Below are 15,430 nucleotides of genomic sequence, written 5' to 3' on the forward strand. Positions count from 1 at the left end.
GTTTACTTGAGCCGATGACCGCAGCTACCGCAGAACACATCATCGGGTTGCACGGCGGCGCCGCAGGCGGGGCAATGTGTGGTGTCGGCCGACTGGGCGGTGGAAGTCGGCTCCGGTGACGGTGCAGAAGGTTCGGCCGGAGGAGCTGCGGGTGGCGGAGGAACCGACGGAGCCGGGGGCGGCGGCGCGACAGGTGCGGGGCGTGGCTTGTAGTCGTCGAGCTTCTGTTTGAACTGGGCCAGCTTCTGCCCAATCTGCTCAGACCCAGCCGACTCCACGCCTTCACTCACCGCCCGGTACACGAAGATCATGCCCAGCACATAGATCAGGCTCACCACCGACCAGGCGAGAAACCACACCAGGCCGATCGACAGGCCCGCGCCGCCCATGCCCGCGCCGCCCAGCGCCACACCTTCCATGCCGCGCATGCCACCGAAGCCACCGAAGCCCCCCATACCGCCCATACCGCCGAAGCCCCCCATGCCCATGCCGCCGAAACTGCCCGCGGCAAAAAATCCGCCGACGAACATGCTGCCCACGAACACCACGGCAAAAATGAACGCCACAGCCGGGAACACCAGCAGCCCCAGTACCAGAAAGTGCATGAACACTTCCAGCGGCCGCTGGGTGACGATGCCCACGGCGCGCGACAGGCTGGCGATGAAGCCCTCGCCATGCCAGACCGCCGCAATCATCAGCGGCCCGGCGAGCAGCAGCACGGCGTAAGCCAGCGCCACCACCACGACCAAAGGCCCGCCGAGGAGAAAGCCGAGAAACCCGCCAATGCCCGGAATGCGGCCGAACAGCGACAGCAGATAAGCCGCCAGCAGAATCACGCCAAACCCCAGGCCAAGCAGAATCAGCAGCCCGATGACATAGAGCGCCGCCTGCACCCCGCCCAGAAACGCCGGGGCGAAACCGCGGATCGGCTGGTCATACGCCTGATCGACCAGCATCAGCCCGCTGGCATTCATGCCCACGATGATGATGATCGCGCCCAGCAGCCCCATCAGCATCGATACTGCGGCGCTGCCCGAGCTCATGCCCGCCGCCGCGCCGCCGCTGATGGCCAGCCCGCCGAGCACGAAGCTGCCCGCCAGCATGGCCAGCGCGCGCCAGTTGTGCAGCGCCTCGTAGCTGCGCAGCAGCACGCCGAGGTTGTTGGTGGTTTTCACGGTCATGATGTCCTCCCTGGACGGTGGTGAAGTTTGGTCGGGTCAAACCCGGTACACGCTCTTACGGATTGTTTTGTTCCGACGAATTTGGGCATTCGGGAATCTTGCCCCACAGCGGATCGGGCGACAGCGGCGCGCCGCAATACTTCCAGCGCGTTTCCTGAATGCAGAGTTGCTGGGTGAAAAAGTTGCCCTTGGTCTGACAGGCTGCTAGCGCGGCGCGCAGGGCTTCGACCCGTCCCGTCGGCTTGGGTGGTGCGGCGTGAGGCACGGGCTCTGCGACGGACGCGCGGGCCTGCGTCGGCTGAGGCGCTGGCGCCGCAGGGCGCGCAGGCGCAGCAACGGGCGCAAAGGTCTCCGGCTGGGCCTGACGCTGCGGCACCGCCGGAGCAGGCGTGGCCGTGCTGGGCTTGCGCACGACAGGCTCAGGCTTGGGTGCGACCGCAGGCGGCGCCGACGCCGCCGTCGGTGTGGTCGGCACGGCCTGCGACGCTGGGGCAGGCGCGGCCGCAGCGGTGCGGGATGCACTCGCCGCCGTTGGCTGAGCCGGGGCCGACGCCGCAAACGCCGCCTCGCTCGCACCTACGGAAGCGCCCGTCTTGTCTTGCTGCGGAGGTTGCATCGACCACCACAGCCCTCCCCCGCCTATGAGCAGCAGCGCAATCACGCCCGTGGCGATACCGCCGATGAGAAACGCGTTGCTGCCCTTCACCGGCTGCTGGGCGCCTTGGCCGCGCCCGGATCGAGGCGATTGATCGGGCGAGGCACTGCGGGGCGGCGGCGCGGCGCGGGCCGCCTGTGCACGCTCGCGTATTTCCGCTTCCAACCGGGCCGTGGCGGCAAGGCGCTCGGCCTCGCGCTGCGTGCGCTCACGCTGCGCGGTCTGTTCGGCTTCTCGCGCAGCCGCAGCCGCGGCGGCTTCTTTCTCCGCCTGCTGCTGTTTCGCGCGCTGCAGTTGCGCCTGGGCCTGCGCTTGCCGATCAGCGGCCTCCTGCGCCTGTCGCTCGGCTTGCCGCCGGGACTGCTCGGCCTCGGCTTCGGCCCGTCTCGCCTCTTCAGCCCGGCGCGCCTCTTCGTCTCTCAATGCCTGTGCATCGCGCTGCACCTGAAGTTGCGCCGCCTGAAGTTGTGCCGCCTGCTCGGCTTGCTGGCTCGCCTCATTCTGAGGATGGGGAGCAGCGGCCTCTGGGGGCTGCATCGGCTTGACCTGAGTCGGCAACAACGCGCCGCACTGTCGGCAAAACTTGGCGTTTTCTTGGTTCTGCGTGCCGCATTGGGTACAAAAACGTGGCATGTTGGCCCCCAGATCGAAATGGCAACGATCTTAGCGAGAGCGTTGACAGCTTCATGCGTTTTTCATGACAAAAAAGCCCGCCATCCTTACGGATGGCGGGCTTGCGTTGCAGCAGGCTGCTGAACGGGACCTGGAATTACATGCCCATGTCGCCCATGCCGCCCATGCCGCCGCCGGGCATGGCGGGTGCGCTCTCGTCCTTCGGCGCCTCGGCCACCATGCACTCGGTGGTCAGCATCAGGGCCGCCACGGAGGCGGCGTTCTGCAGCGCGGTGCGGGTGACCTTGGTCGGGTCGAGAATGCCCATATCCAGCATATCGCCGTAGGTGTCATTGGCGGCGTTGAAGCCAAAATTGCCCTTGCCTTCAAGCACCTTGTTGATCACCACGCTGGGCTCGCCACCGGCGTTGGCAACGATTTCGCGCAGCGGCTGTTCAATGGCACGCAGCACGATCTTGATGCCAGCTTCCTGATCGTGGTTGTCACCCTTGATCTCGCCTGCGGCCTGACGGGCACGCAGCAGCGCCACGCCGCCGCCAGCCACAATGCCTTCTTCCACCGCAGCGCGGGTAGCGTGCAGGGCGTCTTCGACACGAGCCTTCTTCTCTTTCATTTCCATCTCGGTGGCGGCGCCGACCTTGATGACGGCCACGCCGCCAGCCAGCTTGGCCACGCGCTCTTGCAGCTTTTCGCGGTCGTAATCAGAGGTGGCTTCTTCGATCTGGATGCGGATCTGCTTGACGCGCGCTTCGATGTCCGCGGCCACACCAGCGCCGTCGATGACGATGGTGTTTTCCTTGCCCACCTCGATGCGTTTGGCCTGGCCCAGATCGGCCAGCGTGACCTTCTCCAGCGTCAGGCCGACTTCTTCGGCGATGACCTTGCCGCCGGTCAGGATGGCGATGTCTTCCAGCATGGCCTTGCGACGGTCACCGAAGCCCGGTGCCTTGACGGCCACGGTCTTGAGGATGCCGCGGATGCTGTTGACCACCAGGGTAGCCAGCGCTTCGCCGTCCACGTCTTCAGCGATGATCAGCAGCGGACGGCTGGACTTGGCCACTTGCTCCAGCGCGGGCAGCAGGTCGCGGATGTTGGAGATTTTCTTGTCATGCAGCAGCACGAACGGGTTGTCGAGCACGGCAACCTGTTTGTCCTGGTTGTTGATGAAGTAGGGCGACAGATAGCCACGGTCGAACTGCATGCCTTCGACGATGTCGAGTTCGTTTTCCAGGCTCTTGCCGTCTTCGACGGTGATCACGCCTTCCTTGCCCACCTTGTCCATCGCCTCAGCGATGATCTGGCCGACATTCGCGTCGCTGTTGGCCGAGATGGAGCCGACCTGCGCGATTTCCTTGGTGTTGGAGCAAGGCTTGGAGGCCTTCTTCAACTCTTCGACCAGCGCGGTGACCGCTTTGTCGATGCCGCGCTTGAGGTCCATCGGGTTCATGCCGGCGGCCACATACTTCATGCCTTCGCGCACGATGGCCTGGGCCAGCACGGTGGCGGTGGTGGTGCCGTCACCGGCGTTGTCGGAGGTCTTGGAAGCGACTTCCTTGACCATCTGCGCGCCCATGTTCTGCAACTTGTCCTTCAGCTCGATTTCCTTGGCCACGGACACACCGTCCTTGGTCACGGTGGGGGCGCCGAACGAGCGCTCGAGCACCACATTGCGGCCCTTGGGGCCCAGGGTCGTCTTGACAGCGTTGGCGAGAATGTTCACGCCTTCCACCATGCGGGCGCGGGCGTCCGCACCAAAAATCACGTCTTTTGCAGCCATTGAAATTCTCCGTAAATTTGCAGTTGAAGCAGGAATCAGATCACGCGAATGACGTGAATTACTTCTCGATGACGGCCATCAGGTCGTCTTCGCGCATCACCATCAGTTCGTCGCCGTCGACCTTGACGGTCTGACCGGCGTACTTGCCGAACAGCACGCGGTCGCCCACCTTCACTGCCATGGCCACCAGCTTGCCCTGGTCGTCATGCTTGCCCGGCCCCACGGCCAGCACTTCGCCTTGATCGGGCTTTTCCGCCGCGCTGCCCGGGATCACGATGCCCGAGGCGGTAGTGGTTTCTTGTTCGATACGCTTGACCACGACACGGTCATGCAGAGGGCGCAATTTCATGCAAATCTCCTGAAGTTTGTGGAAAACCGGGCGCCTGCTCGGAGCCCAATGACAAACCGCCTCCCGGACGATGCCCGGAACTGACGGCCAGAAACTCATTTTGAAGGCGCGTACATGACAGTGCGATGAAGCCGTTGTTAGCACTCACCTTCAACGAGTGCTAATTATAGGGACGGACTTTCGGGTTTCAAGAGCCAGCGCACAAACCCTGCAAGCGGAGGTGATCGCCAAGAAGTCCGCCGAGAGGTCGCCCGCCGCCTCAGTGCCCAGCCAACCGTGTCACCAAATGTACGTAAGGTAAATGTTGGAAAGAATCGACCGTTCGTCGCCAGATTCACACCGTTCGTCGGCTCGCTGCGGCAGTTTGTGCAAAGCAATTCCACAATGCGCGCAAGGAGAGTTCATCCATGCAGCGCAACCGCGGTTTCACCCTGATTGAACTGATGATCGTCGTGGCGGTCGTCGCCATTCTGTCGGCCATCGCCATTCCGGCCTACACCAGCTACGTTACTCGCAGCAAGCTGACCGAGGCGTTCTCGAACCTCTCCAGCATGAGCGTGGCCCTGCAGCAGTACTACCAGGACAACCGCACCTATGTTGGCGCTCCCATCTGCGCGACACCGCCCGCCGGAAAGGATTACCAGTTCAGTTGCCCCACCCTGACGGCGACGACTTTCACCCTCACCGCCACGCCGACGGGCGGCCTCGTCGCACCCAGCTACGCCATCGACCAGGACGGCAATAAATACACCACCAGCGTGCCCGCCTCAGGCTGGGTCATGCCACCCGGAACCAGTTCCCCGCCTTTGCCTGCTGGAACCACATCAAACGGCTGGGCGCGCGATCAATCCGGAAACACCTGACATGTCCCTCATCAAGTCACGTCAGACGGGCTTCACCCTCATCGAAATGATGGTGACCATCGCCATCGCCGCCCTGCTCGGCCTGATGGTCGTGCCCAATCTGGTGAGCATGGTCGATTCCGGCAAAACCTCGGTGCTGGTCAATAAGTTTCCCCAAGACGTGGCCTGGGCGCGCAATCAGGCGGTGACCACGCAGCAGCCGGTCACCATCACCCTTGGGGCAAACAACACCTGTACCTGGAGCACCAGTGTGGGCGGAACGGTGATTGCAGAGCACTCAATGTCGCCAAGCCAAATCGCCGCCAGCTATCCGGGCATTACCTGCAGCATCACCGGCGGCAACACGCAGACGCTCACTTTCGATAGCCAAGGCTTCATCAACACCGCGCCCACCATCACCGTGACCGCTGCGCAAGGCCAGACCTGGACGCTGCAGGTACTCGCCTCCGGCAGTGTGATTCTCAACGCCAACACCGCATCATGACGCTCCAGCCCCCTCCTCCCGCTCGCGCAGCCGCAAATCAGGCCGGCATGTCGCTCATCAGTGTGCTGGTTGCCATCGTCATTTTCGGCCTGGGGATGCTGTCGATCGCATCGCTCTATAGCCTGGCCGTTCCGGCGCAGACCGCCAACCAGGAAGCGCTGGACACTGCGGCTTTCGGCAACCAGTTCTGGGCCATTCTGCAAGCCAGCCCGCAAGTCGTACCGCAGCTCGGCGCGGGCGTCACGCAAAGCTACACCAGCGCATCGGCCAGCGCCCCCGCCGCGTTGCAGCCCTGGCTGGCCAATATCTTCAGCACTCCATCCATGATGCTTCCAGGCGCCAAAGTCACCATCACCACCGGGGCGGGCGCCGACGGTAACCCCTGCGACGTGAGTAACCCCAATGCCCCGCTATGCGGCGTGACGTTGACCATTGCCTGGGCCGCAGGCAAGGGCGGTGGCGGCGCGCGCAGCCAGACGTATCAGTACCAGGTGGGCTTCTGACATGCGACACCTCTCCACCTCTCCTTCCTTATCCGCCGCCCACCGCCAGCACGGCCTGAGTCTCATCGAGCTGATGGTGGCCCTGGTCATCGGGCTGATCTTCGCCATCGCCGTGCTGCTGGTGCAGTCGTCCCTCACCAAGCAGAACGTGGAAATGAGCGATGTGATGCAGCGCGATACCCAGACCCGCGCCGCGCTCGATCTCATCAGTCGCGATCTGTCCAATGCCGGGTTCATGCTCGGCGGCGCTCAGTCGCGCTGCAGCGTGCTGCTGGCCTACGACAGCGGCATTGGCGGCAGCCAGCCGTTTGCCCAGTACCCGGTCTCTGCTGCGTCGCAGCCGCTGACCCTGCCCACCAGCACCCCAGCAGGCAGTACCAACTATCCCAGCATCACACCCGACCCCTCGGCCTATGGCACCAAGCAGCAATTCACCGACATGCTGTTCTTTACCGGCGCCACCAGCGCGCTGCAGACGCCAGGCAACGGCAACCCCACCGCTTACGTCGTGCAGAACTCCACCACCCAAGCCGCCAACGGCCAAGGTGCGCTCAAAAGCAGTGAACTGCCCCTGGCTTCCACCGCCGGACTGAGTGTGGGCGATGCCGCCCTGCTGCGCATGCCGCTCAACGGGAAACTGGTGTGTTTCCGGGTTCCAATCGCCGCTATCGGGCCCAGCACTTCACCCTCATCCACCTACATCAGTAGCAGTAGCAGCAGTCTGTTTCCCAGCACCGGGTACGCACCCTTCAACAATCAGCTGATCGCTGCCGGGGCGCTGCAGCCAGGCGGCAGTCTGACCAATCCGAATTTCGTGCAATCGCGCCTCACCGATCTGGGGCCGCAAACCAGCAGCAACGTGCAGACCGTGGTCTATTACATCGGCCAATATGCGAATGCGGGCGGCGGCTCCTATCCAGTCTTGGTGCGTGCCGTGCTCAATGCCCAGACCGACATGCTTGTGAGCCCGCCAGTGCCGGTAGCGGCAGGCGTGGTCAGCCTGCAGGCGCTGTTCGGGGTGGATGAAAGCAACTCCGGCAGCGTGACCAACTACCTCACATGGCCCGCCGTCGTGAGCGGGAAGTACACGGCAAATGTGCGCAGCGTGCTGTTCGCACTGGTGACCAAATCGCTACAGAATGACCCCGGATACACCGCGCCTGCAACGATCGCCCTACCCAGCCCCAGTCTGGGCCCGGCACAGTTCACCCCCTACACCGTACCCACAGGCACTGGCGGCCTGCCTGATTACAGCCACAACCATTTTTCCGTCATCGAATCCGAATTTGCCGTTCGGAACCAGCTATGGCCGCACTGACCCCTAACCTAACGCGTCGTGACGAGGGCGGCTACGTGCTGCTGCTCACTCTCATCACCTTGGTGGTGCTGCTATTCGGTGTGTTGTTCACCATGCGCGGAACACTGCTCCAGGGGGTGATGACCGGCAACACCGTGCAGCGGCAGAAAGACGTGCAAGCCGGTGACATGGCACTGCGGCAGGTGCAGCAGGCGTTGATTGCCACCGTGCAGGGATCGGGTAATCAGGTGCTCGACATCGCCGCCAGCGGGCAGCCCTGGTTCTATACGCCGACGGCCTCGTCAACTACGCCAGCCGGTGCCGTGCCCGGAGCCACCGGCCCTTACGCCAATTTTTGGACCATCTGCAGCGCCGACAAGCAATGCGCCCCACTATCGAGCGTGGTTTCGGTGCTTAATCCGCCGCCGCCGCCTATCAACGACGCCAGCGGCCAGCCCTACCGGGTGCTGGTCAGCGTCTGGCCCACCAACCTGCCGACCAACGCCTACTCCTGCGGCACCACGGGCTACACCGCGAGTTACTACGCCGTATTCCTGCATATTGCCGAGGCAAGCGGGAGCACAGCCATCAATACCCAATCCGTCATCAAACTGTGCACGATATGAACGCATCAACGCCCCGTCGATTCATCGCGCTACTTACGAGTAGCGCCCTAGTGCTTGCTCCGTGGGCGGCAGTGCCCGCCCACGCCGGTTTGGCAACCTCAATCTCCCAGACCCAGCCCCGCCCGCAAGTGGTCATCGCCATCGGCAACTCGCAGTCGATGGACGGCGACCTCAGCGGCGCCATCATGACCGGATCGGGCAATCTCTCCAGCGGCCTGACCAGCCTGTACAAAAGCAGTTCGCCGGTCAACTACTCAGTGCCCTCCGGCTTCACACCGCCGATGACCCCGAGCCAGACCGCCTCGGCGCCTTATACCTACAACAACAACGGCACCCTGGTGGACAACGGCGCGAGCCGACTGAATGTGGCCAAGGCCGGTCTATCCTCGGTGCTCAGCCAGTATCTCCCGAGCATGGACTTTGCGCTGGAAGACTATTCAACCTCGGGGACGAGCCTTTACACCACTTGGGTGTATTACATGTCACCGAGCGGCGGTTTCACCTTCGCCAATAGTCTGCCGACACATGGCTTCACCAGCTACGCGGCTTACCAGAGTTTTGTCGCTGCCAATCCGAATGCTTCCCCCGCACCCACGCGCTGGGTCAACAATCCCTGTTATCAATACGGCAGCGCCTCGTCTTCGGTCAAGAGTTATTGCAGCAGCATTGCGAATTCGGGTTTGTATGGCAGTAGTGCGAGCACGGCTGCCAGCACGCTTTCAAGCAATCTGTACATGCAGATCGGAGCGTCTAGCGACGACCCAAACATCAATGACGTCCTCTACTCGTCAGGACAACCCGGCCTATTTGTTGACTACGGCGGTGCATATGCGGCCTACAACTATTCCACTTATCTTGGGCCAATCACTTCCACGAATACACCCTACACCTATTTCAATCTCGGCAATTACAACGACGGTGTCGTCAGTGTCGGATATAACAAGTCCGCACCCTCAGCGAACAAGGTCACAGGGCCCACCAATGCCGGATACGTGCCGTACACGGATCAGGTCATGTACGCCGAGCGCGGTTTCGGCTACTACGTGCAAAGCCTCAACGCGACCAGCGGCAACCAGGTCGTTTCCATGACCAATCTGGGCTCCAATCCCGGCACATCTGCAGTCAACACGGCACTGACGCCCTTCACCACAGCGTTAAAGCCAGAGACCAACAATTCATCGTCCAGCGAGATCAAGGCGCTGGCCTATCAGTCGCCGACGGCGGGGCTGGTGCAGGGCGCGGGCAATGTGTTGAGCAACCTCACCGCTTCTTGTGCAGGTCAGTACGTCATTTTGGTAACGGATGGTCTGCCGACGATGGACTTGAACGGCAATAACTGGCCGCCGCTGGGCAGCGCTGCGGGACAGGGTTATGGGGTCAATGCAGCGTTCTACGGGATTGCGGGCAATTCCAACTACGGCATCAACGACGACAGCAACAATTTGCCCAGCGGACAGACCCAGGGCGCATTAGATGCGGCCAATACCAATGACCAGGCGCTGATCGACACCATCACCGCCATTCAGGCGCTGAACAAAAAGGGCATCAAGACCTATGTCGTCGGCCTTGGCGCGGGTGTGGACGCCAACGCGAATCCAGCGGCTTACGCAGCGCTCAATGCGATGGCGATCGCGGGTGGCACGGGGCAGGAATTTCCGGCCAACAACATTCCTGCTTTCAACGCAGCGATCAATAGTATTGCCGCGCAGATTTTCCAGAGTGTTGCGATCAGTGCGCCCATTGCGCCGAGCAGTGTGCAGGGTGGCACATTGGTCTACAGCGCCACTAGCAACTACGTGCCTGGAGCCATTGCCGGCCATGTGAAGGCCTACGCCACCGTAGCCACCGCACAGTCCACCGTGGCTACCCCGGTGGGAACGGCCAGCGGTCCGGCCAAGTGGGACGCTGGCGATGACACGCACATGTCCGCAACCATGCGCAAGACCGCGATGTACTCCACGGCCGTGTCAACCTTGAGCAACCCGCCACCCGGATCGGGGCTGGTGGAAAACCTCGCGGACATGGGCACCAGCACCAATGCGGTTTACGACCCCAGCGCCTTCGCACTGAGTGCGACCACCTGCGTGCCCAACATCGCCACCGAAGTGGCCTATACCGTCGACCCATCTTTCAATAACGCGGGCGACGACGCCCAGCCGCAATACGGCAGTCTGGGCTTTCCGAGTGGCGTGAGCGGTTGTTCGTATCTGGCAGGTCGGCAGCTCAACTGGATGCTGGGCAGCATGAGCCCGAATGACCAGACCAGCTATCTAGGCGCCCCCGGAACGGCGGCATTCACCACCCTGCCGGGCTATGTGCAATTCGCCGTGAACAATAAGGGCCGCGAAAAGCTGGTGCTGTTTACCAGCAATGATGGCTTCCTGTATGCCGCAGACGCCACCACCGGCAATCTGGTGTGGGGCTGGATGCCCCGACCTTTCCTTTCGCAGTTGCAAAACTACGCCCAGTTCCAGACTGCGCAAAACTTCGACGGCGGCTATACCCTGACCGACGCGGTCGACACCGCGACCAACGCGCAAGCCAGCGATTGGGCCAGCTATGTGGTCGGCACCGCTCAGAGCGGCGGTTATCACTACGCGCTCAAGCTCAGCAGCAACAATGACAGCACGGTCACTACGCCCCCATCACCGCAGTCTGTGGCCTGGGCAATCAACGTGCCGGGCGGCACTTCGCCGCAGCAACAGGCCCCTCTGGTGATCACGGTGGACGGCATGCAGTACGCGGTGTTCGTGGTGAACACCACCAGCGGCAGCGGCAGCACCAAAACCACGACCAGCACGCTGTATGAGATCAACGTCGCCACCGGGCAGCCCGCCAGCGGCACGGTGCTTTCCGCCCCGCTGCCCTTCGTCCCCAGCAGTTCGATGTCTTACGACGCGGGCAGTGGCACGCTTTGGATGGGCGACAGCAACGGCGGCGTCTGGAGTCTGAACCTTTCCGGCACGGCCCCCAACGATGTGATCAGCGCACTGCAGGTCGCCACCACCAGCCCGCAGCAAAAGCTGAACTATGTGGGCTACTACGAAATCAACGGCCTGCCTTATGTGTGGGCGGCGTCGCAAACCGAAATCAGCGTGTTCGCGCTGTCGGGCGCAACCTCGCAGCTTCTTTGGGCCAGCGACGGCAGCAGCGGCTATCAGTCCAGCGGCGGCAGCCTGCAGGCGGTATCCAGCAACGTGGTGGCGCCCCTGCAGACGAACGGGCAGATCTCCGCATCGCCTGCCGTGGCCAACGGTCTGCTGGTCGTACCCGTATATGTGCCTCCCAGCGCCACGAGTTGCGGCGTAGGTGTGGGCTACTACGACCTGTTCGATTTAGTCAGCGGCGGCACACCCAAGATCAACGTCACCTACAAGGGCAACAGCGTGACCTCGGGAGTGATCAGCCTGGGTTCGGGCATTCCGCTGTCGCCCTCGCTCTTCGTCAGTAGCAATGGCGCGGGGTTCTACCCCTACACCACGGCCAATGTGCCCGACGCCAGCGGCAATCCTCCGCCCATAACTCCGGTCACGCTGGGCGGCAACGTGATGAACAAGCCCATCGCCTGGCGCCAATATTGAGCGGGATTGGCAGCCCGGCGGCGCCTTGTGGGTTTTCCTCCACAGCGCGCCGCCGGTTTGTGCAGCATTTCACAAAACCAGCCATTCGCTGAAGCGCGGCCCCTGTTGCGGGCTGCGTGGCGGCGCTACAAAGCGGGCATGAATTTGTCCATCTCCTCCTGCACACCCAGCAAGCGCTCGCGCGGCTTCACCCTGCTGGAGTTGATGATGGCCATCGCCCTAGTGGGCGTGCTCACGGCCATCGCCCTGCCGATTTACAGCGGCTACCGGCTCAAGGTTGAAAATGCGCAGGCGCAGCAAGACGTGGTGTCCATCTCTGCGGCCATCCAGAACTATTGGGTTTACAACCGCACGTTGCCCAATTCGCTGGCCGACATCGGCATGGCGGGCAAGCTCGATCCCTGGGGCCACCCCTATGTCTACTACAACATCGAGGAAAACGGCAAAGGCGGCGCGCGCAAGGACAAGGCGCTCAACCCCATCAACACCGACTTCGATCTCTACAGCATGGGGGCGAACGGGCAGACCCAATCGCAGATCAGCAACAAGGTCAGCCTCGATGACATCATCCGCGCCAACAACGGCGCGTATATCGGTCTGGCCGCCAATTACTGAGCCCGTGGCCTGCGCTGCTTACTTCCCCTGCGGCGCTACGCCGCGTTGTCGTTGAGCAGCGATGCGTCCGCCGCGCCTGTCCACCGGGTTTTCCGGCAGCCGCCTGGGGCGCCAGTTGTTTGCGTTGTTCGTCGTTGCGGCACTGGTGCCGCTGGCGCTGTCGGACTGGTTGTCGAGCACAGCGGTCAATCAGGTGGCGCAGCAGCTCAATATGCAGAGCCAGCAGCGCATGACCCGGCAGGTCAGCCGTCAGGTGTTCGACCGCTTGCTCACGGCCAAAACCCTGCTGCTCGCCTTGCCGTCCTCCGCGCCGCAAGCTGACGCGCAGCTGCCAGGCCTGGGGCGGGCGTTTGATGCGCTGCTGCTGCAAACGCCGCAGGGCAAGCCGGAATGGGCCTCCGCCAACGCCGCCAATCTGTGGCGCAACTGGCAGCGCGCCTTCCCCGCCATCCCGCCGGTTCAACCCCTCATGGATGCCAGCGCCGGTTTGACGCAAGTGTTGTTGCGCACGCATCGCGCCAAGGGTGAACCGACACGGGTCTACCTGGCCGCCTTGCAAAACGGGCAGCCCCGGTGGATTGCAGAACTCAACCCGAAATTCCTCTGGGGCCCGGTGCATGATGCGATGGACGGCGGCGTGTGGAGCGTGCGCAATGCCGAAGGCGCCTTGCTTTACCCCGTTGCCAACGTCACGGCACCTGCCGCCCAGCGCGGCGCGGCGGCCGGCTCGGTGTTTCGCTTTCAGCTCTTTCTCGGCGGCGAGTTTGGCGCACCAGACTGGCTGTTCATTCAACAAGCGCCGCAGCCCCGCGTAAGTTGGCTGGGCTGGCCGCTGGCGGTGTGGCTGGGCCTTGTGGCGGCGGCCACGCTGCTGCTGATCGCCCTGCTCGCGCAGCGGCAAATTCGCCGCACCCTGGTGCCGTTGGAACAACTCACCGCGGGCACACGCAGCCTGGCCGCCGGCGACAACAGCGCGCGCGTGCAAGTGCACAGCCAAGACGAATTCGGCGTGCTGGCCGGTGCGTTCAACGACATGGCCGCCAAGATCGGCGCGCAGTTTCATGCACTCGAAGGGCTGGCCGCGATGGACCGCGACATTCTGTCGGGCGCTTCGGTGGACAGCCTGGCCCGGCGTGTGCTCGATCAGCTCGAAGGGCTCTACCCCGAAGCCAGCGCCGCGGTGATCTGGCAGAAAGAGCCGCGGAATTTCCGCCGCGCCGTGCTGTGGCACGACGGCAAGACGAATAAAACCGTGTTCGACGTGCGCGACGTGGCCTGCGATGCGGCCGCCCAGGCCCAGTGGTCAGGGCTGCAAGGCGATCGGCAGTTTCAGATCAACAGTCTGGGCGAAAACGCCTTGCGCGACGCCCCCTGTCTGCGCAGCCTCATGCCCCCTGCGGACGGCTGGGTGGCGCTGCTGCCGCTGCGGCAGGGCGAAGCGGTACAAGCCCTCATCGCCCTCGGCCTGCCCGCTGAGCCCGCCGCGAGCGAGTTGCAACCCGCCGCCGAAGTGCGTGATCGCCTGGCCGTGGGTCTGGCCGCGCAAGACCGTGAGCGGGCGCTGGTGCATCAAGCCACGCACGACAGCCTCACCGGCCTGCTCAACCGCCACGGCCTGCACGAAAAGCTCGACGCCCTGCTGGCGCCCGGCCAGGCCGCCGCCCCGCTGGCCTTGCTCTATATCGACCTCGACAACTTCAAGGATGTCAACGACAGCCGCGGCCATGCTGCGGGCGACGCGCTGCTGTGCCAGGCCAGCGAGCGGCTGCGCACCCGCCTGCAAGCCAACGGCATCGTGGCGCGCCAGGGCGGAGATGAGTTCACCCTGGTATTGCCCTTGGCCGACGCGGCCACGGCGCAGGCCACGGCGGACGCCATGATTCGCGCCCTGCGCGAGCCGTTCGATCTGGCGGGCGGCCCGGTTCAAGTGGGCGCCAGCGTGGGCATTGCCCTGTGCCCGCAGCATGCCTGCGAGCGCAACGAACTACTGCGCTGCGCCGACATTGCGCTGTACGCCGCCAAGGCCTATGGCCGCGGCCGCGCCCAACTGTTCAACCCCACGCTCGACGCCGAAGCCCGCACCCTGGCCCAGCTGCTGGCCGACCTGCGGCAGGCGCTGGTGCGCGGTGAATTTGTCGCTTTCTATCAACCGCGTGTCAACGCTGCCGATGGCCGCATCACCTCTGCCGAAGCGCTGATCCGCTGGCATCACCCGCAGCGCGGGCTGCTGTTTCCCGATGCATTCATTGCCGTAGCCGAGTCGTATGGGCTGATTGCGCCCATCGGCCGCTGGATGCTGGACGCCGCCTGCCAGCAAATGGCCCAGTGGCGGCGCGAAGGCATCGACATCGCGCGGGTCTCGGTGAACGTCTCTGCCGTTCAGTTTGAATCGGGCGAACTCGTCGGGCAGGTGCAAAACGCGTTGGAACGCCACGCCGTCCCGCCCGCCACGCTCGAACTCGAAATTACCGAAAGCCTGCTGGTGGATGAAAACGACGCCCTGTTCGCCCAGCTCACCGCACTGCGCGACATGGGCGTGACCCTCGCGCTCGACGACTTCGGCACCGGCTATTCATCCATGGCGGCGCTGCGCAAGCTGCCGATCGACGTGATGAAAATCGACCGATCGTTTGTCATCGATCTGGAAACCGACGCCAGCGCCCTGCCCGCGGTACGCGCCATCGTGGCGCTGGCGCAGGCCTCGCATCTGCACCTCGTGGCCGAAGGCGTGGAAACCGAGACGCAGGCACGCATGCTGCGCGAACTGGGCTGTCACGAGTTGCAGGGCTATCTGTATTCACGCCCCGTCGAGCCCTCGAAGTTTCTGCAACTTCCCGGCTTGCGCCACGGCGCGCCCGCAGCCTGA

12 protein-coding genes are annotated in these 15,430 nt (G+C 63.6%); 8 read left to right on the top strand and 4 right to left on the bottom strand.

Annotation, left to right across the window (positions count from 1 at the left end):
- Positions 1-2: 2 nt before the first annotated feature.
- The 4 genes from ABT24_RS00320 to ABT24_RS00335 all read right to left on the bottom strand — a co-directional run bounded on the left by ABT24_RS00320 (position 3) and on the right by ABT24_RS00335 (position 4,595).
- Positions 3-1,181: a zinc ribbon domain-containing protein gene (locus tag ABT24_RS00320; protein WP_276727806.1), complete on the bottom strand. Its 1,179-nt coding sequence runs from the start codon at positions 1,179-1,181 to the stop codon at positions 3-5.
- Positions 1,182-1,236: 55 nt separating this feature from the next.
- Positions 1,237-2,469 (bottom strand): zinc ribbon domain-containing protein, encoded by a 1,233-nt coding sequence (locus ABT24_RS00325; protein WP_276727803.1) that lies wholly within the window; start codon positions 2,467-2,469, stop codon positions 1,237-1,239.
- Positions 2,470-2,605: 136 nt separating this feature from the next.
- Positions 2,606-4,246, bottom strand: a complete 1,641-nt coding sequence (groL, locus tag ABT24_RS00330; RefSeq protein WP_013104898.1) for a chaperonin GroEL — start codon at positions 4,244-4,246, stop codon at positions 2,606-2,608.
- Between the two features lie 58 nt (positions 4,247-4,304).
- Positions 4,305-4,595: a co-chaperone GroES gene (locus ABT24_RS00335; protein ID WP_013104897.1), complete on the bottom strand. Its 291-nt coding sequence runs from the start codon at positions 4,593-4,595 to the stop codon at positions 4,305-4,307.
- Between the two features lie 407 nt (positions 4,596-5,002).
- On the opposite strand from ABT24_RS00335, the gene ABT24_RS00340 reads away from it, so the two are divergent.
- The 8 genes from ABT24_RS00340 (at position 5,003) to ABT24_RS00375 (ending at position 15,430) form a co-directional block, all read left to right on the top strand.
- Positions 5,003-5,458: a type IV pilin protein gene (locus ABT24_RS00340; RefSeq protein ID WP_156054467.1), complete on the top strand. Its 456-nt coding sequence runs from the start codon at positions 5,003-5,005 to the stop codon at positions 5,456-5,458.
- Position 5,459: 1 nt separating this feature from the next.
- Positions 5,460-5,942 carry a GspH/FimT family pseudopilin gene (locus ABT24_RS00345; protein ID WP_013104894.1) on the top strand — a complete coding sequence of 161 codons (483 nt, stop codon included), beginning with the start codon at positions 5,460-5,462 and terminating at the stop codon, positions 5,940-5,942.
- On the top strand, positions 5,939-6,445 hold the full coding sequence (locus tag ABT24_RS00350) for a type IV pilus modification PilV family protein (RefSeq protein WP_276727799.1): 507 nt from the start codon (positions 5,939-5,941) through the stop codon (positions 6,443-6,445). Before ABT24_RS00345 ends, ABT24_RS00350 begins: the two co-directional genes overlap by 4 nt.
- A 1-nt stretch (position 6,446) precedes the next feature.
- On the top strand, positions 6,447-7,763 hold the full coding sequence (locus tag ABT24_RS00355; protein WP_276727796.1) for a PilW family protein: 1,317 nt from the start codon (positions 6,447-6,449) through the stop codon (positions 7,761-7,763).
- Entirely contained in the window at positions 7,751-8,368 is a 618-nt protein-coding gene (locus ABT24_RS00360) for a hypothetical protein (RefSeq protein WP_276706292.1), read from the top strand. Before ABT24_RS00355 ends, ABT24_RS00360 begins: the two co-directional genes overlap by 13 nt.
- An 89-nt stretch (positions 8,369-8,457) precedes the next feature.
- On the top strand, positions 8,458-11,949 hold the full coding sequence (locus ABT24_RS00365) for a pilus assembly protein (RefSeq protein ID WP_276727794.1): 3,492 nt from the start codon (positions 8,458-8,460) through the stop codon (positions 11,947-11,949).
- 138 nt (positions 11,950-12,087) lie between these two features.
- Positions 12,088-12,564 carry a type IV pilin protein gene (locus ABT24_RS00370; protein WP_276706296.1) on the top strand — a complete coding sequence of 159 codons (477 nt, stop codon included), beginning with the start codon at positions 12,088-12,090 and terminating at the stop codon, positions 12,562-12,564.
- 61 nt (positions 12,565-12,625) lie between these two features.
- Positions 12,626-15,430, top strand: a complete 2,805-nt coding sequence (locus ABT24_RS00375) for a putative bifunctional diguanylate cyclase/phosphodiesterase (protein WP_276727790.1) — start codon at positions 12,626-12,628, stop codon at positions 15,428-15,430.

This window comes from Thiomonas sp. SCN 64-16 (assembly GCF_001725585.1).
GTDB classification, from domain to species: Bacteria; Pseudomonadota; Gammaproteobacteria; order Burkholderiales; family Burkholderiaceae_C; genus Thiomonas; species Thiomonas arsenitoxydans.